The following is a 17,105-nucleotide window of genomic DNA, read 5'->3' on the forward strand; positions in this document are numbered from 1 at the left end:
TTATGAATCTGGAACAGTTAGAAAAGGCTTTTCAAGACAAAATTGATCAGGAAATCAAGATCGAACCGAAAGATTGGATGCCTGAAGCCTATCGAAAAACGAATATTCGACAAATAAGTCAGCACGCACATAGTGAAATTGTTGGGATGTTGCCGGAGGGGAACTGGATCAGCCGTGCCCCGTCTTTAAAAAGAAAAGCGATTTTATTGGCGAAAGTACAGGATGAGGCCGGTCATGGTTTGTACCTGTACTCGGCTTGTGAAACGCTGGGCATTTCGAGAGAGGAGACCATCAATGATCTTCATAGTGGAAAAGCAAAGTATTCTTCGATCTTCAACTATCCAACACTCACTTGGGCCGATATGGGCGCTATCGGTTGGTTGGTAGACGGAGCAGCCATCATGAATCAGGTAATGCTTACCCGTACTTCTTATGGTCCTTATGCCAGAGCGATGGTAAGAATTTGTAAGGAAGAAAGTTTTCATCAACGTCAGGGTTTTGAGATCTTACTTACGCTCAGCAAGGGAACTGCGGAACAGAAAGCCATGTGCCAAGATGCGATCAATAGATGGTGGTGGCCTTCGCTGATGATGTTTGGACCAAAAGACACAGAAAGTACGAATAGCGATCAAAGCATGAAGTGGAAGATCAAACGAAAATCGAACGACGAGTTGCGTCAGAATTTCGTTGACATGATTGCACAACAAATCAAGTTTCTTGACATGACTTTACCCGATCCCAATTTAAAGTGGAACGAAGAAAAAGGACATTATGATTTTGGAGAAATCAATTGGGAGGAGTTTTGGAATGTAGTAAAAGGAAACGGTCCTTGCAACAAACAACGCCTAGAAGCTAGAAAAAAAGCTTGGGATGAAGGCGCATGGGTAAGAGAAGCAGCCAAAGCACATGCCGACAAAAAAGCGAATCTTGAAAAAACTAAAGCAGCATAAAAAATTGTTATGAAGTCTTCTTTTATTATCAAACAGTTTTACGGAGACATTCCTGATGCAGGATCCGGAAATCAAACATCAAATCATGCTGCTTCCAAAAACGATTGGCCTTTGTGGGAAGTATTCATTCGCAGCAAACAGGGTCTAGATCACAAGCATGTAGGAAGTTTGCACGCGGCTGATGCACAAATGGCAATAGAGAACGCTAGAGATGTGTATACAAGAAGAATGGAAGGGGTTAGTATCTGGGTAGTAGAATCAAAACACATTCATGCTAGCAATCCCGATGATGCCGGTAGTTTTTATGAACCTGCAAAAGATAAGATATACCGTCATCCAACATTTTATGATTTGCCGGATGAATTGAACCATATGTAGGAGAAGAACATGAGTCAAGATTTAATACGATACTGCTTAGCTACCGCCGACAATGCTTTGATTCTGGGACAACGAAACGCCGAATGGTGTGGTCACGGCCCGGTTTTAGAACAAGACATTGCCATTACCAATATTTCGCTAGACCTTATTGGCCAGGCTCGTTTGTTTTATCAATATGCTGCGGAATTGATCGGAGATACCGATGAAGACAAACTGGCCTTCTTAAGAACTGAGCGTGAATTCAACAATGTACTATTGGTTGAACTTCCTGTTAACGATTGGGCCTATACTACATTAAGGCAATACTTCTTTAGTCAATACCAACAATTATTATTTGAGCAATTAAGCAGGCATAATGATCCACAAATTGCTGCAATTGCTCAAAAAACGAAAAAAGAAGTAGACTATCATGTTACTTGGAGTAGAGACTGGGTTATTCGTTTGGGAGATGGAACTACGGAAAGTCATGAACGCATTCAATATGCACTTACTGATTGGTGGGGCTACACCGGCGAACTCTTCAAAGCCACTGACTACGAAACAAGCATCATAGGAACCCTTCTTACGGACATTTATACAAAATGGCATGAAGCCGTTGAAGCTACTTTACAAGAAGCTACGCTACTAATGCCCGAGAAAACGTTTATGCATCAGGGAGGCAAATCGGGGATTCATACGGAACATATGGGTCGTCTTTTAGCAGAGATGCAATACATGCAACGCACTTATCCCAATTCGCAATGGTAGTTCAAGGCGTAGATATTGAAAAAGAACTTCGTTCTATTACCGATCCTGAGATTCCGGTTCTCAGTATTATGGACATGGGCATTGTAAGGAAAATAGAACAGTTCGGTGATCAATTGGAAATCACCATCACCCCTACTTATACCGCATGTCCAGCAATGGATGTTATAGCCAGTTCCATTCGACTGAAATTGATAGAACTTGGATTTCCGAAAGTGACCATCAAACAGGTATTAGTACCCGCTTGGACAACAGATTGGATCACTGCAGAAGGAAGAAAGAAACTTCAAGAATACGGCATTGCTCCTCCGGTAAAAAGTGAAGCTCCGATACAATGTCCGCAATGCAAATCGTATCACACCGAACAAATAAGTTTGTTTGGATCTACCGCGTGCAAGGCACTTTACAAGTGCTTAGACTGCCATGAGCCTTTCGATTATTTCAAGTGCCATTAAAAAATGGCGTACATTTAAGTAAGCAGCATTATGAATAGTATAGAATTATCTATTGATCAAGGTATTGCCCGTATTTTTTTAAACAGGCCCGAAACCTTAAATGCTTTCACTCGTGAAATGGCCACTCGTTTATTAGAGGCCTTGGAACGTTGTGCAAATGAAGATGTGCGTGTGGTAATTATTAGTGGAAGAGGAAGAGGCTTTTGTTCAGGGCAAGATCTGGCAGAAGTAAAAGAACTCGGTATTGCAATGATGGAAACACAGTTGAGCGACTATTACAATCCAATTGTACAGGCGATCAACTATTTGAAAAAGCCTGTAATTGCTGCCGTAAATGGAGTAGCTGCAGGAGCGGGAGCAAATATTGCATTGAACTGTGACATAGTTGTTGCAAGTGAGTCGGCATCTTTTGTACAAGCCTTCTCAAAAATTGGATTGATACCGGACAGTGGCGGCACATATGTTTTACCGAGATTGATTGGAATGCAGAAAGCAAAAGCCATCATGTTTACCGGTGAAAAAATTAGCGCGAAAGATGCCGAAGCATGGGGTATGATCTATAAAACAGTGGCTGCGGATAGTTTTGAATCTGAGGTTGAAAAACTAGCGCAACAATTGCGTGAAATGCCAACCAAAGCGTTGGGCTTGATTAAACAAGCCTTGGCAGGTTCGGTGAGAAATGATTTGGAATCACAATTAGAATTAGAAGACCGATTGCAACAAGAAGCGGCCAACAGTGAAGATTTTAAAGAAGGTGTAGCTGCATTCTTAGAAGGCAGAAAACCAGAATTCAAAGGCAAGTAACCCTAAACACCATAAAAAACACAACATGAGCAACGATGTATTAGCGATAGATGTGGTAAAACACATGGCCAGTCAAGATGTATTTAGCCAATGGTTAGGCATCGAAATTCTCGAAATAAAAGAAGGATATAGTTTGGTAAAAATGGCTGTTCGGGCTGAAATGGCGAACGGTTTTGGCATTATACACGGTGGGATTCCTTTTTCACTAGCCGACAGTGCCTTTGCTTTTGCATGTAACAATCGTAACAACTTATCTGTGGCATTGGATTGCTCTATCACCTTTACAAAAACAATTCATGTAGGGGATGTATTGAAAGCAGAAGCAAAGGAAATTCACAATGGAAGAAGCACCGGAGTCTATGTAATTACGATCACCAATCAAGAAGATGTTCAAGTGGCCTTGTTCAAAGGAACTTGCTTTAGAACATCGAAAAAACTGATTGATTCCGGTTCACTATAATACAAATCCATGTTTTATTCGTTCGAAGGAATTAAACCTGTAGTTCATCCCAACAGTTTTGTGCATCCCCAAGCTGCGGTGACCGGAAATGTAATCATTGGGAAGGACTGTTATATTGGACCCGGTGCAGCCATTCGAGGCGATTGGGGTCAAATTATCATTGAAGACGGTTGCAATGTTCAGGAGAATTGTACCATTCATATGTTTCCGGGTGTACAAGTTGTGTTAAAGCATGGAGCGCATATTGGACATGGTGCCATTATTCACGGAGCCATTATTGGGTCACATTGTTTAATAGGCATGAATGCAGTTATAATGGATGAAGTAGAACTGGAAGAAGAATGCATAGTAGGGGCGCTGAGCTTTGTAAAGCAAGGCATGAAAATTCCCAAACGAAGTTTGGTGGCGGGAAATCCTGCAAAAATCATAAAAGAAGTGAGCGACGAAATGATGGATTGGAAAAAAGAGGGTACTGCCTTGTACCAACAACTTCCAAAAAACTTAAGCAGTGGTTGGGAAGCATGTGAACCACTCTTAGCACCTACCGAATTGCATTTGGTGAAAGAAGGAAAATACAGGCCGAGGAGAAAGTAGTTGAGTTATTATGTAATTAAGTGTTGTGCTATTGAAATAAAGGGTCTCAAACAGTTCATGACATACTAGTTAATAAGCGATGACGCTGTATAAAAGTGTAGTCTTCTATCCAAGCGAATCCTCCAACCGATATCTTGAGTAGGTCACACGAGGTCCCTGAGCTTGCCCTGAGCGCTCCGAAGGAGCAGTCGAAGGGTACCCGAAGGGATTATCGAAGGGCCGATGTGGGGGCCACGAAAAAAATCGAATGTTTAATAAAAAATTACGGCGTCATTCCGAACGAGCATTTTTTGCGAAGCAAAAAAGCGCAGAGAGGAACCTCAGAACGGGTTTTGCAGAAACAATCCAATTTCGAAGCAATGGCGCTACATGCTTTTAATTGCTAAGTAATTGAGTTGTTGAGTTTTTAAAGTTCTTAAGTTGCTGCACTATTGGTGAATGGCGCTCATGTTCACGCAATAATGCGCAAAAGAACAAATTTAAACCGGGATCTTTTGTAATGCCTAAACTCAAAAACCAAACAACTAAATCACTCAAAAACTCACCAACGAGTTTAGTGAACAAAACAGTTTCAAAAGCACTTCTTCCATAACAACGCGTTTTGAGGTCCCTCTCTCGCTGCGGCTGCTTCGCAGCCTCGCTCGTTCGGGATGACGGGGAGGTATAATAAACACCCAGATTTCTCGCGTCCTTCTTCAGGCCTTCGGCCTTTCGAAGCATGCTCGAAATGGCTTCGGACATCGTTGTCGGCTGAGATGAACGAATGGTAGTTTAAAAATGAAATCATTTTAAATACATAAGAAGTATGCAAAAGAGCAAATGTAGGAGAAAGCAATCTTGCTTTTTTGATGCCATCGGTTTTTCTTGATTAGCCAATAGCACCAAGCGCTAAGTAGTTAAGTAATTAAGTTTTAAGTTTCGCTCCAGAATAAAAAAGTTCGGCTATTTTGGAAACCAAAACAGCCGAACAAAATACACAACAATACTAACACCGTTTACTTCAATTCAGCAGCATTCACTTGCAATAGTCTTGCTCTTTCTCTCGCTTTTCTTCTGCCTCTGAAGAACAGGTACAAATTGAAAAACAACATGATTCCTAGATAAATACAAAAACCGCCGATTTTATTAGATAGAATTTCTAGTAATGACTGTTTGGTTTGAATGGTGGTATAAACTTCCATTATCATAAAAGCATAGCCCAAATTCAGCAAATAGAAACCGGTTTCCATTAATCGATTGGTAGCTTTCGCAATGGCTTCTTTTCCACTAAATATATCGTTCATAAAAACCTGACTGTGTTTGAAGAGCGTGTAGGCAACATACCAAGTAAGAACGATGACCAAAGGAAGATAAATTAAATACGCTGTGAAGTTTAAGTTCGTGTTCATAACCTTGTTATTTATGATGAATAGATAATTGTTTCTTTACTCCGAAATAGATCGCAATCATGTTGAAATAATGAATGACTGCGAGGATGAGAATAATACGACCTGTTTTAGAAATGATGACCTCCGTTAACTGAGCTTTTGTTTCAATCGGCTCCCAGCCTTTTAATATGAGTGTTGCATATCCCAAATTCAAAAGATAGTACCCCACTAGCAGCAGCTTATTTATAGAATCGGTGAGCGCTTCTTCTTTCGCCAAATTCAAGATGAAAAGGCGGCCATTTTTGTAAAACCTCCGACCTACCAGTACTGTGATCGTAAAGGTGAACCAGAGGTATACGATATAAGCAAGTGTATTCATGGTTCTTTGCTTTTGACAAGTCAAAGATATGTCGCATATTCTGAACTTTCAAATTTTTCTGAAATTATATTTATTACAGTGTAGTTAAGGGCTTCGGATAGTGGTATTTCGGAAAGGGCTTCGAAAGAGCTATCTTTGCAGGCTCATGGACAAGAATTTTATCGATTATATCAGGATTTTTTGCAGAAGTGGTCATGGTGGTGCCGGCTGTAAGCATTTCGCGCGCACCAAATTCAACCCTCAAGCAGGCCCTGATGGTGGCGATGGCGGAAGAGGTGGTCATATCATTTTACGAGGCAGCAAACACGTGTGGACCTTACTCCACCTGCGTTACATGAAAAACGTACTGGCAGAGAACGGCGAAGGAGGCAGTGGAAACAATTGTACCGGTAGAAACGGCAAAGACATCATTATTGAAGTACCCTTGGGTACTGTGGCTATAGACGAGGAAACAGGCATCCAGGAAGCAGAGATATTGGAAGATGGTCAGGAGGTAATTTGGATCAAAGGGGGAAGAGGCGGATTGGGAAATGCTCATTTTGCAACAGCCACCAACCAGGCACCTGAACATGCCCAACCGGGCGAACCCGGCCAGGAATGCTGGAAAGTTTTAGAGTTGAAAGTTTTGGCGGATGTGGGTTTAGTAGGATTCCCCAATGCCGGAAAAAGTACATTGCTTTCGGTTGTATCGGCTGCAAAACCCAAAATTGCAGATTACGCTTTTACTACCTTGGTGCCCCAATTGGGTATGGTAGCTCATAGAGAAAACAAAAGTTTCTGTATGGCCGATTTACCCGGAATCATCGAAGGCGCGGCAGAAGGAAAAGGACTTGGTCATCGATTCTTACGTCATATTGAACGTAACCCCGTATTGCTATTCGTAATTCCGGCCGATAGCAATGATCATAAAAAGGAATTCGACATCTTACACAACGAGCTTAAGGAATACAACGAAGAATTACTCCATAAGCAATTCGTAATTGGAGTAAGTAAAAGCGATATGCTGGACCAAGAATTAATGGACGCCATCCGTAAGGAATTACCTTCAGAGCTTCCCGTAATCTTCTTTTCTTCAATGACTCAGAAAGGCATCCAACAACTAAAAGATGCCCTGTGGATTGCACTCAATAAAGACTTAGAGGCCTAGTACTAGCAGAAGCGATTATTGTTTCCTATATTGTTAACGATATTCTCTGATATGCAGCAAGACCTTCTAAAAGAATTTGAGAAACAATTCGAGGACCCCATTGCACCAATGGTAAGTCGATTTCTAAATTTTATCATCGACTTGTTTTTAGTAAACATCATTCTCGTGATTGTTTGGGTATTTATACTGATTTCCGAATCGGTAACACTAACTAATTCAGGTGAACCGGACAATGCAACCTTTTACGGCATTACCTTATTTGTCTATATCTCTTATTATACGCTACTAGAAGCAAGCTTTGGCGGGAGAACCTTCGGAAAAATGATCACGAGAACTAAAGCTGTTACTATAGAAGGCTCGGAACTTACGCTAATCGATTGTTTTAAACGGAGTTTGGTAAGATTGATTCCACTCGAGTTCGTTAGCATTTTTTTCGATGAAAATGAAATGTGGCACGACAAATGGACCGGCACTAAAGTAGTAAAACCAAAAAACTAACCCATCGCTTTGAAGTATTCCATTCTGCTCCTCTGTTTTTTAATTCATACTGTAACTCACTGTCAGGTGAATACGGAATTTAGAGAAAAGATGAAGCGATTCAATGGCTACTATGGTAAAAGCATCACCAAACTCGAAGATCTCTATCAGAAGAGAGGGGCCAGTTTCGCGTGTAGTTATGATGTAAATACAAACTACTTTACGGAAGTCTATAAACTTTTAGAAGCCTATGGAGAACAATCCGGAAAAATTGGCCTTCTTTTCTACAGTGTTGAGAACGACAGTTTGCGTACTTGGTTTATTAACAAACATAGCTTTATAGAAAAAGACATTGCATTCCCCACAGACAGCCTTGTGCAACTTGAGTTTGACATTAGACGAAGTTTAGAAGTAGACAGACGCAGCCTTGACAAGGCCATTATTAGCAGAGGCGCGGTGCTTGGCACGCCTTCAAAAGAAGCAAAACCAAGTTTAACTAAAACGATTCAAAAAGCAACCAATATTCTGCTACCAAAAGAGTTTAGGATAGGCTTAGAAAAAGTTGAACATCTACTAATAATTCCGGAGTTCAATATTGGGCAAATTCCTTTTCATATACTTCAACCATTTGAACAAGGGGTATACTTAGTAGACAGGCTGTCGTACAGTTTTGTACCGCATTTATGCCAAGTAAGTCAATTTATTGATGATGAAATGAACTTGGGGACGCCGAGATCCTTGTCTCAAAAAAATCCTTTGGTAGTGGGAAATCCTCAATTTTCTCAGAATCTTGACCTACGATTAGTTCCACTACCCGCAGCAGAACAGGAAGCCAGAGAAATTAGTTCGCTTCTAGGAACCACTGCCATTGTAGGAAAACTGGCAACCGTAGATACTATAATTGAATTAAGTAAAAAAGCCGATCTTCTCTATTTTGCAACACATGGCTATTTTGACTTCGATAAGTTATTAGATGGAAGTTTCCTCGCGTTTGCGCCAAGTAACTCATATCCCGATGGTTTGTGGAGAGCAAGAAGTATCCAAAATCTAAGACTGAAAGCTTCATTAGCAATACTCAGTGCTTGCCAAACCGGATACGGGAAAGTGTATTCAGGCGGATTTATTGGAATTGGGAGGGCATTCTTCAAAGCCGGAGTAAAGGATGTGATATTAAGTTTATGGAGCGTAGACGATGAAAAAACCAAAGAGCTTATGATTGAATTTATCAAACAACTGCAACAACCGAGTTTGTACTTTCCTGCAGGCGCGCTTCAAAAGGCAATATTATCATCAAAGGCTAAAAATCCAAATCCGATTTACTGGGCACCATTTGCCAGTTTTGGGTTTACTTATTAACTGTCTTTCCATCTCCACAAATACATACAGGCATAGGTTCTATAAGGGGCCCATTGCTTTGATTTTCGAATCATTGCTTCTTTTAGAACTTTTTTATCTGTAGCATCCAATTTATACAACTGCGTCATGGCTTGTTGTATACCAAGATCGTCTACCGCAAACACATCTTCTCTTCCTAAAGCAAACATCAGCAGCATTTCAACCGTCCATCTCCCAACACCCTTAATGTCAGTAAGGTATCCGATCACTTCTTCATTTGTCATCTTATCAAGTTTCTTAGCATCCATCCCCTTTTCAATATGAAAACCGGCTACATTTCTCACATACTGAGCCTTCGCATTTGACAAACCAACAGCTCGCAATTGTTCATGTGTGGTTTGCAATATCAATTCCGCAGTTGGCTTTCTCTTTTCAAACAAGTCCAAGAATCGATTATAAATTGTATCGGCTGCCTTAACTGACAATTGCTGGCTCATGATAGAAGCACATAAATAAGTACACAAATCGCTACGCTTCCTAATAGAAAGCTCGCCTTGAACAGCAATGATCTTCTGTAACTTCTTGTCTTTCGATAAATGTTCGATATAAGGATGTGCCATTGATTTTTTTTTAAACTACGGTCTTTAAAATTATAAATAAATTTGTGAAATGAACCGGCGATTATTCACTACAAAAGATGGATCAAAAACGGTTGAGATACCAGAGCTAGACGTCACCTATCATTCACGCCACGGTGCCTTTCAAGAATCGGTTCATGTATTTAGAGAAGCCGGTTTAGAGTATCTAAAAGACCGTTCAAAAATACAAGTGTTCGAAATGGGATTTGGAAGCGGTTTGAATGCGTTATTAGCGTTTGAATTTTCAATACGAAGCGGAATCGAAATTGTGTATGAAGGATTTGAAAAATTCCCTTTAGACTCGTCTATTTACGAAGCACTGGATTATTCCGGCCTTTTGAATAATCCAATACTTGTTCCACTTTACCATACCATGTGTGAATGTGAGTGGAATCAATCCGTTGCACTAACAGAAAAATTTACGTTTACTAAAAGACTTGCAGACATACACATTGATAAACCAACACCGCAAGTTGATTGTATTTTTTTTGATGCTTTTGCCCCTGCCGCTCAGCCGGAAATGTGGACATCCACCATTTTCTCAAAAATGTTTGATACATTAAAAAGCGGAGGAATTTTGGTCACTTATTGTAGCAAATCGAGTGTTCAAAAAGCGATGAAAGAAGCGGGCTTTGAAATTGAAAAACTACCCGGCCCCAAGTGGAAGAGGGAAATAATAAGAGCGAAAAAATCATAATGCCTCTGCCCATTGCTTGAATACAGAAACTTTATCACGGCTCACTAATAACTCCCTGTCGGCTCCTGCTCCTTTTAAATACAAACGAAGTCGATTATTGAAATAGGGCTTCAAGTATTCAATTGCCTCCAAATTAATGAGGATGCTCCTATTAGCCCTGAAAAAGAGGGATGGATTCAAGCTTTGCTCCAATTTTTCCAAAGTTGTATCTAAAAGGTATCGATTCCCTTGCATGTCAACAACAGAAACGATTTTATTCTCTGCTTCAAAGAAAGAAACATCGGCAACATTCAAGAAGTATAATTTCTGTCCAATTCTACCCAATATTCTGGATTTGAACTTGCTTTCTGTTTTCAATTCTGTTACCAATTCTTTATAATTGAAAACAGCTTTACCCGAATACTGCTTGAATTTCTGAAGTGAATTATTCAATGCCTCTTTTGTAACAGGCTTTAATATATAATGAATGCTATGAAAATTGAAGGCCTCTAATGCATACTGATCGTAAGCTGTAATAAACACCACCGGACCTTTGTATTGGGTAGCTTCAAAAAACTGAAAGCTAGAACCATCACTTAATTGAATGTCGAGAAACATTAAATCGGGTATGAACCCATCTTTAACGAGTGAAATCAATTCTTCAACCGACTCACAAACAGCAATAATTTCAATGGAGGGATCAATGGCATGAAGTTGATGAATGAGACGATCGGCAGCAACTTTTTCATCTTCAGCTATTAAAACTCGAAGCTTGTTCATTTGGATAAAGTAGTGGTAGTGTTACAGAAAATAAGGTTTCGGTGCTTTCTACTTGAACAAGTTTCCCTGAAATAAGTTCGTACCGCTTTTGAATGTTTTGCAAACCGATCATAGAAGAATACTCAACTGCCTCTTTTTTCTGAAGGTTATTTGAAACGATTAAACCTGTTTCATTAGCGGTAATAGTAATATATAATGGTCTTGAGGATGAAACGATATTGTGCTTTATCGCATTTTCAATCAACATTTGCAGTGCAACCGGAATTATCAATTGTTTACGTTGACCTGAAGCGATGTTAAATTTTATCAAAAGACTATTGGGGAACCTCTTTTCCAGCAATCGTACATAGGATTGTACATATTCAAGTTCCGAATCGAGTGAAACCAATTCTTGCGTTTGACTACTGAGAATGTGGCGATACACTTTAGAAAAATCCTCTATAAACTCATTTGCAACCGGGTTTTCTTTAATAATAAGTCCCGAAAGCACATTCAAATTATTGAATAAAAAGTGAGGATTGATTTGCGACTTGATCAATTGAAGTTGCGCCTGGGTGCTTACTTGCTTCAGTTCTTGCGCTTCCATCCAATGGCGCTGGTATGCTTTGAAAAAGTAAAATACAGCATACATGAGATGAAAAAGTAAAGTTACCAGTGAAGCATAAATTAGATTTAACTTCAAAGGAATCATACTGCTTTCAATATCGAGTTCGTGCAAACCGAGTCCCATCATGGCAATAACGGCAACGGTCCAAAGCACCGACAAACTCAAGCTAGTAAGAAAGAATACGATCAAGTATTTTACTTTATTCTGGTAAACAGCCTGCATTTTTCTTTGCACCAAAGGCTTCACCAAACGGGAAGATTCCCAAGCTCCAAGTGTAATTAATAAGATCGTAAGAAAAGCATAATACCATTTGATATCGATGTTAAAATAGAAGTACACTTCGCACAATACCGTGTTGATATAGGTATAGAGTGCCAAGATGAAAATAAACAGGTATCTGTACTTATGGTTGAACATCGCCTTTTAAATAGGCGTCAGCTTTGTTTCGAAACAAAGCTGACGCGATTGATTTTTCACAGACCTATGGCAATAAAACTCCGTTGATCACATGTACAACACCATTTGTTGTTGTGATATCTGTGGATGCAATTACCGTTGCAGAAGTATTGGTAGCACCTTTTACCTTCGCTCCTCCTGAGAGGGTAATGGTTACTTTACCACCTTGCAATGTAACCGGCTGTGCTCCTTCTGTAAGGTCAGAAGAGTACACGCGCGCTCCAATAACGTGGTACAACAAAATATTCTTTAATTTGTTTGGATCCTCCGCATTGATCGATGCAATGGTTGGGTAACCGGCTGCAATGAAAGCGTCATTTGTAGGAGCAAAAACAGTCAATGGACCTGCTCCACTCAAAGCTCCTGAAATACTGGTTCCGCTAGCATCGGCTCGCAGTACAGCGGCAACCAAGTAGCTAAGAGTTGGAACCGCTTGCGCAGTTTGAACAATGTTTCCTGCAGGGGGTACAATTACGCGGTTTACTACGTGAATCACACCATTGCTGGCAGCTACATCGGCTGTTACTACTTGCACACCATTCACAAATACATTGGCTCCGGATTTCGTAACATAGATATTCTTGCCACCAAATGTTGCCACAGCTGCGTTTGGACCAGCCGGAACAGAACTTGCAGGTATCTTAGAAGTCAACACGTGGTACTTCAACACTTCTTGTAACTCTTCTTTTGATTTAGAGTTTATCACTGCTTCTGTTAAACCCGCATTGATAAAGGCCTCGTCAGTTGGCGCAAAAACTGTCAAGTTTTGCGTTGTAGCCAATGTAGTGGCCAATTCTGCTCTTACTACTGCTTTTTCTAACAAGGTAAAACTTGCTCCGTTTACTACTACATCGGTGATGGTACCGGGGTTGTTGGTGTTGTCTTCGTCTTTTTCACAAGCTACCATTGTAGTGGAAAACAACGCAAGGAATAATGCCCAAGAACCTACTCTTTTCAATTTCATAAGATTTCATTTAATAGTTAAAAAATTAAGGCAACAACACGCGGTCAATTACATGAACTACACCGTTGGTTGTAAGAATGTTTGTTTTAATGATATTAGAAGGAACTGTATTAGAATTGCCTTTCACTTGCGCACCGGAGCTAAGTAAAATTTTTACTGTTCCTCCGTTTACGGTTGCCGGCGTACTATTGTTCACTAAATCGGAAGAGAACACACGTGCTGCAATTACGTGATAGGTAAGAATTTTGGTAAGTGTGTTAGGATCTGCGGCTTGAATAGATTGAATGGTTGGGAAACCGGCATCCTGAAACGCTTTATTGGTAGGTGCAAATACAGTGAATGGACCCGCGCTACTCAACACTGCAGCTACGTTGGTAGAACCTTGACTGGCTCTTAATACTGCCTCCACTAGGAATGATAAATCAGGATTCGACTGTGCCGTTGCAACAATGTTTCCAGAAGCAGGAAGCAATACACCACCCAATGCATGAATCACACCATTTACGCAATCAAGATCTCTCTGGATAACACTGATTCCATTCACAAACACTCTTGAATTGGCTGTTTTTGTAACAAAGATGCTGCTATTCGCAAGTGTGGTTACAGCAGTGTTGGCTGCTTGAGGAATGTCTCTTGATTTTACTTCAGAACCTAATACATGGTAAAGAAGAATATTTTTTAAGGCTTGCTCGTCAATTTCTGCTAATACTTTTGGATCTCCCAATCCGGCACTTCTAAACGCATCATCCGTTGGAGCGAATAAAGTAAGATTGTTTTTTTTGCTATTTAATGCAGTGGTTAAACCTGCTTTGTTCACCGCTGCTGTTAAGATGGTGAAACGACCATCAGATGCAATGCGTTGGAAGATGGTTTTTTTCTCATCATCTCCACCGGGAGGCATTTTAGAGCATGATACCGCAGTAAGAATGAATGCGAAAAAAATAAGGGATAGTTTTCTGAATCGCAGCAAACTGTTTTGTGTCATAAGTCATGTGTTTTTATGACTTATTACTACACAAAAAAGCCTTCGGAGGTTACGAAGTACCCACCCGAAGGCTTATAATTTGGAGTGAACGGTTGCTAATGAGGAGCGAATTGTTTACTCAAAACTTACCGTTACCGTTCCGTCTTTATCGTCTTTTAACAAAATACCCAGTTGCTGTAGTTGATTTCTGATCTTGTCGGAAGTTACATAGTCCTTCTTCGCTTTAGCATCTTTTCTAATATTTATCAGCAGCTCCAACACACCATTCAGTTTGTTATCGTCTTGTGCTTTCTCTGCCTTAAGACCAAAGATGTCTTCTAAATATGCCTTGAACTTCGAAGAAAGCAATGAAATTGTTTTTGTACCAATGGCGCTAATCGAAATATGATTATCCTTTACAGAATTAATTACTGGAGCCAACTCGAACATACTTGCCAATACTTTGGCTGTATTCAAGTCGTCATTCATGGATTCATCCATTTCCTCCATTAGCTTGGTTACTTTGGCCACCAAGGCGTTATCGGAGCCCTCCTGATCGCCGGAATGCGTTTGTGCTAATTTCTTCAATGATTCATAGGATTCCCACAAACGCTTCATTCCTTTTTCTGCGGCTTGTAAGGCTTCATTGCTGAAATCGAGGGTACTTCTATAATGAGTTTGCAGAATAAAGAAACGAATGGTCATGGGTGCATACGCTTGTTCCAACAATGGATGCTGACCACTGAACAATTCCGTTAACTTGATTACATTGTTATAACTCTTACCCATCTTCTTACCATTGATGGTAATCATGTTATTGTGTAACCAGTAACGGGCAGGCACATGGCCTCCATGGCAAATAGAGCTTTGAGCTATTTCACTCTCATGATGCGGAAACATCAAATCCATTCCACCACCGTGAATATCGAATTCTGTTCCAAGATACTTGCTACTCATTGCAGAGCACTCAATATGCCATCCCGGGAAACCAACGCCCCAAGGACTGTTCCAACGCATGATATGTTCAGGAGCGGCCGATTTCCACAATGCAAAATCTTGTTTGTTGCGCTTCTCGTCTTGCCCTTCCAAATCGCGCGTAGTTTCCAATAAATCTTCCACTACCCTACCGCTCAACTTTCCATATGGATAGCTTTCGGCATATTTCTTCACGTCAAAATAAACCGATCCATTTACTTCGTATGCATAGCCTTCCTTGATGATGGTTTTGATCATCTCAATTTGCTCTACAATATGACCGGTTGCAGTGGGTTCAATTGATGGCTCCAGGTTATTGAATTGCTTCATTGCCCAATGAAACAGATTGGTGTATTTCTGCACCAATTCCATTGGCTCGAGCTTTTCCAAAACGGCTTTTTTCGAAATTTTATCTTCGGCTTCTCTTCCCTCTTCTTCAAAGTGTCCGGCATCGGTAATGTTTCTCACATAGCGAACCTTATTTCCCAAAAATTGCAGATAACGATACACTACGTCGAATGTAATAAAAGGTCGCGCATGACCTAAATGGCTTTCGCCACTAACGGTGGGTCCGCACACATACATACCCACATGCCCCGGCGTAATTGAATTAAATACTTCTTTCTGACGCGTATATGAATTATAAACTTTTAACTGACTCATGAATTTATGTTTGCAATCCTGACTTGAATTAGAGTTGAAATTTCGTTTGTCGTAGGTTTCGACAAAATTAAATGGTTCCTGTTAAATCGGAACAACAACAAGAGCAGCATATAGAGGGGTGCTTTGCCATAGGACGAAGATAGCAATTTTTATGGCTGAATCCAGCGCAAATCAGCCAAAACGGGGAAATGGTCGGAATAGGGTAGTTTCTCACAACGGTAATACAAAACTTGAAAACCTGGATTGGTAATGATATAATCGATTCGAAGCGTAGGAGATACATTGTTGAAAGTACGTCCCAGTCCCCAAGAACGGGCTAAAAAAGCATCGGTTCTACTTCCCTTGATAGTAAAATAGGCGTAAGAGTTGGGAACATCATTAAAATCGCCGGTAATCAATTCCGGATAGGGGCTCTCTTTCATTGTTGCTCTTACAATTTCTGCTTGATTGGCTCTTGATAGGTATCCCGCTTTGAGCTTTCTCAGAATCGATTTTGAAGCGCTTAAAAGACTGTCATCGGCATTGCGAATGATCTCCAAATCGCGGTAATCGTTCGCTTTTAACAGAAAAGACTGCAAGTGGGTGGTAAAAACACGAATAGTATCGCCGGAGGGAATCTTGATGTCGGCAAAAAGCAAATGTTCTGCAGACCTCTTTTCCAGAGATCCGTTGTATTGAATATTCCCATTGTTTACAATTGGAAGTTTGCTGAAAATGGCAGATCCGGCGTCTGTATTTCCTTTGCGAATGATGTAATCGGGCACATAGTAATGATATCGAAAACCCATCGCCTCCAGTTTTTCCAGCGTACTATTCACTTCCTCTCGGTAATCGTTGTTGAGAAATTCTTGAAGACAAAGAATTTCAGGCGATTGCTCCTTTATATAATCGAAAATCTGTTTGCCGGAAGATTTCTTTGAAGCATCTGTCTTTTTTTGCCCATCGAACCAACTTACGTTCCACGACAAGACGCGGATGCTGTTCTTCTCTTTTACTTCTTTATCGAAGTTGGATGAAAAATGAAAACCCCAACTGTTGCGAATATTGGGGATGGCGAGTATTAGAGAAGCCAGCGGAAGTAGTGCCCAGCGGGATTTTGCCAACACCCAACTGACAAAAAGAATAAAAACAACGATCGAAAGAACCGGAAATATCAATCCGAAAAAAGTAAGAACCCACCATGATCTAGGATCGAGGTACACTTGTAATACTGATATCACAAAACTCAAACATACGGCTATGGTAAAACCGATGGCTATACGTGATGATATTTTGCGTAGAGCTGTTGACAT

Annotated in this window: 21 protein-coding genes; 11 read left to right on the forward strand and 10 right to left on the reverse strand. The window is 40.5% G+C overall.

The genetic code is table 11. The features are described 5' to 3' along the window. Nucleotides 1–2: 2 nt before the first annotated feature. From paaA to ACQ2HE_RS00600, 7 genes are read left to right on the forward strand one after another with little or no spacing between them, the layout of a single operon-like run. Nucleotides 3–950, forward strand: coding sequence for a 1,2-phenylacetyl-CoA epoxidase subunit PaaA (paaA, locus tag ACQ2HE_RS00570; protein WP_430895578.1), 948 nt, complete (start codon nt 3–5; stop codon nt 948–950). Nucleotides 951–959: 9 nt separating this feature from the next. Beyond that, entirely contained in the window at nt 960–1,328 is a 369-nt protein-coding gene (gene paaB / locus ACQ2HE_RS00575) for a 1,2-phenylacetyl-CoA epoxidase subunit PaaB (protein WP_430895576.1), read from the forward strand. Between the two features lie 9 nt (nt 1,329–1,337). Beyond that, nucleotides 1,338–2,075 (forward strand): 1,2-phenylacetyl-CoA epoxidase subunit PaaC, encoded by a 738-nt coding sequence (gene paaC, locus ACQ2HE_RS00580; RefSeq protein ID WP_430895574.1) that lies wholly within the window; start codon nt 1,338–1,340, stop codon nt 2,073–2,075. After that, nucleotides 2,069–2,527: a 1,2-phenylacetyl-CoA epoxidase subunit PaaD gene (paaD, locus tag ACQ2HE_RS00585; protein WP_430895572.1), complete on the forward strand. Its 459-nt coding sequence runs from the start codon at nt 2,069–2,071 to the stop codon at nt 2,525–2,527. The genes paaC and paaD overlap by 7 nt, the downstream gene beginning before the upstream one ends. A gap of 30 nt (nt 2,528–2,557) precedes the next feature. Further along, nucleotides 2,558–3,331 (forward strand): enoyl-CoA hydratase-related protein, encoded by a 774-nt coding sequence (locus ACQ2HE_RS00590; RefSeq protein ID WP_430895570.1) that lies wholly within the window; start codon nt 2,558–2,560, stop codon nt 3,329–3,331. A 25-nt stretch (nt 3,332–3,356) separates the two neighbouring features. After that, nucleotides 3,357–3,791 carry a hydroxyphenylacetyl-CoA thioesterase PaaI gene (gene paaI / locus ACQ2HE_RS00595; protein WP_430895569.1) on the forward strand — a complete coding sequence of 145 codons (435 nt, stop codon included), beginning with the start codon at nt 3,357–3,359 and terminating at the stop codon, nt 3,789–3,791. 9 nt (nt 3,792–3,800) lie between these two features. After that, on the forward strand, nt 3,801–4,385 hold the full coding sequence (locus ACQ2HE_RS00600) for an acyltransferase (protein WP_430895567.1): 585 nt from the start codon (nt 3,801–3,803) through the stop codon (nt 4,383–4,385). A 375-nt stretch (nt 4,386–4,760) separates the two neighbouring features. Here ACQ2HE_RS00600 and ACQ2HE_RS00605 read toward each other — a convergent pair whose 3' ends face one another. The 3 genes from ACQ2HE_RS00605 to ACQ2HE_RS00615 form a co-directional block, all read right to left on the reverse strand. After that, entirely contained in the window at nt 4,761–5,126 is a 366-nt protein-coding gene (locus ACQ2HE_RS00605; RefSeq protein ID WP_430895565.1) for a hypothetical protein, read from the reverse strand. 254 nt (nt 5,127–5,380) lie between these two features. Next, entirely contained in the window at nt 5,381–5,773 is a 393-nt protein-coding gene (locus ACQ2HE_RS00610; RefSeq protein WP_430895563.1) for a hypothetical protein, read from the reverse strand. Nucleotides 5,774–5,780: 7 nt separating this feature from the next. After that, nucleotides 5,781–6,131 carry a hypothetical protein gene (locus ACQ2HE_RS00615; protein WP_430895561.1) on the reverse strand — a complete coding sequence of 117 codons (351 nt, stop codon included), beginning with the start codon at nt 6,129–6,131 and terminating at the stop codon, nt 5,781–5,783. A 145-nt stretch (nt 6,132–6,276) separates the two neighbouring features. Between ACQ2HE_RS00615 and obgE the strand changes: the two genes are divergently transcribed. The 3 genes from obgE to ACQ2HE_RS00630 all read left to right on the forward strand — a co-directional run bounded on the left by obgE (nt 6,277) and on the right by ACQ2HE_RS00630 (nt 9,111). Beyond that, nucleotides 6,277–7,278, forward strand: a complete 1,002-nt coding sequence (gene obgE / locus ACQ2HE_RS00620) for a GTPase ObgE (protein ID WP_430895559.1) — start codon at nt 6,277–6,279, stop codon at nt 7,276–7,278. Nucleotides 7,279–7,329: 51 nt separating this feature from the next. After that, nucleotides 7,330–7,776, forward strand: a complete 447-nt coding sequence (locus ACQ2HE_RS00625; protein WP_430895557.1) for an RDD family protein — start codon at nt 7,330–7,332, stop codon at nt 7,774–7,776. A gap of 66 nt (nt 7,777–7,842) precedes the next feature. Then, nucleotides 7,843–9,111 carry a CHAT domain-containing protein gene (locus ACQ2HE_RS00630; protein ID WP_430895555.1) on the forward strand — a complete coding sequence of 423 codons (1,269 nt, stop codon included), beginning with the start codon at nt 7,843–7,845 and terminating at the stop codon, nt 9,109–9,111. Here ACQ2HE_RS00630 and ACQ2HE_RS00635 read toward each other — a convergent pair. After that, nucleotides 9,108–9,710 (reverse strand): DNA-3-methyladenine glycosylase family protein, encoded by a 603-nt coding sequence (locus tag ACQ2HE_RS00635; protein ID WP_430895553.1) that lies wholly within the window; start codon nt 9,708–9,710, stop codon nt 9,108–9,110. The genes ACQ2HE_RS00630 and ACQ2HE_RS00635 overlap by 4 nt on opposite strands. A gap of 49 nt (nt 9,711–9,759) precedes the next feature. Here ACQ2HE_RS00635 and mnmC2 point away from each other — a divergent pair, with 49 nt between their 5' ends. Continuing rightward, nucleotides 9,760–10,425 carry a tRNA (5-methylaminomethyl-2-thiouridine)(34)-methyltransferase MnmC2 gene (mnmC2, locus tag ACQ2HE_RS00640; protein WP_430895551.1) on the forward strand — a complete coding sequence of 222 codons (666 nt, stop codon included), beginning with the start codon at nt 9,760–9,762 and terminating at the stop codon, nt 10,423–10,425. On the opposite strand, the gene ACQ2HE_RS00645 is transcribed toward mnmC2, so the two are convergent. The 6 genes from ACQ2HE_RS00645 to ACQ2HE_RS00670 form a co-directional block, all read right to left on the reverse strand. Then, on the reverse strand, nt 10,420–11,184 hold the full coding sequence (locus ACQ2HE_RS00645) for a LytR/AlgR family response regulator transcription factor (protein WP_430895549.1): 765 nt from the start codon (nt 11,182–11,184) through the stop codon (nt 10,420–10,422). The two genes, mnmC2 and ACQ2HE_RS00645, sit on opposite strands and share 6 nt — an antisense overlap. Continuing rightward, entirely contained in the window at nt 11,156–12,208 is a 1,053-nt protein-coding gene (locus ACQ2HE_RS00650) for a sensor histidine kinase (protein WP_430895547.1), read from the reverse strand. Before ACQ2HE_RS00650 ends, ACQ2HE_RS00645 begins: the two co-directional genes overlap by 29 nt. A gap of 64 nt (nt 12,209–12,272) precedes the next feature. Continuing rightward, nucleotides 12,273–13,211, reverse strand: a complete 939-nt coding sequence (locus ACQ2HE_RS00655; RefSeq protein ID WP_430895545.1) for a fasciclin domain-containing protein — start codon at nt 13,209–13,211, stop codon at nt 12,273–12,275. 25 nt (nt 13,212–13,236) lie between these two features. Next, on the reverse strand, nt 13,237–14,196 hold the full coding sequence (locus tag ACQ2HE_RS00660) for a fasciclin domain-containing protein (RefSeq protein ID WP_430895543.1): 960 nt from the start codon (nt 14,194–14,196) through the stop codon (nt 13,237–13,239). A gap of 114 nt (nt 14,197–14,310) precedes the next feature. After that, nucleotides 14,311–15,813: a cysteine--tRNA ligase gene (gene cysS, locus ACQ2HE_RS00665; protein ID WP_430895541.1), complete on the reverse strand. Its 1,503-nt coding sequence runs from the start codon at nt 15,811–15,813 to the stop codon at nt 14,311–14,313. Between the two features lie 149 nt (nt 15,814–15,962). Beyond that, nucleotides 15,963–17,105, reverse strand: coding sequence for an endonuclease/exonuclease/phosphatase family protein (locus tag ACQ2HE_RS00670; RefSeq protein WP_430895539.1), 1,143 nt, complete (start codon nt 17,103–17,105; stop codon nt 15,963–15,965).

Source organism: Endoryza foliicola, from assembly GCF_050589245.1.
Taxonomy (GTDB): Bacteria; Bacteroidota; Bacteroidia; order Chitinophagales; family Chitinophagaceae; genus Endoryza; species Endoryza foliicola.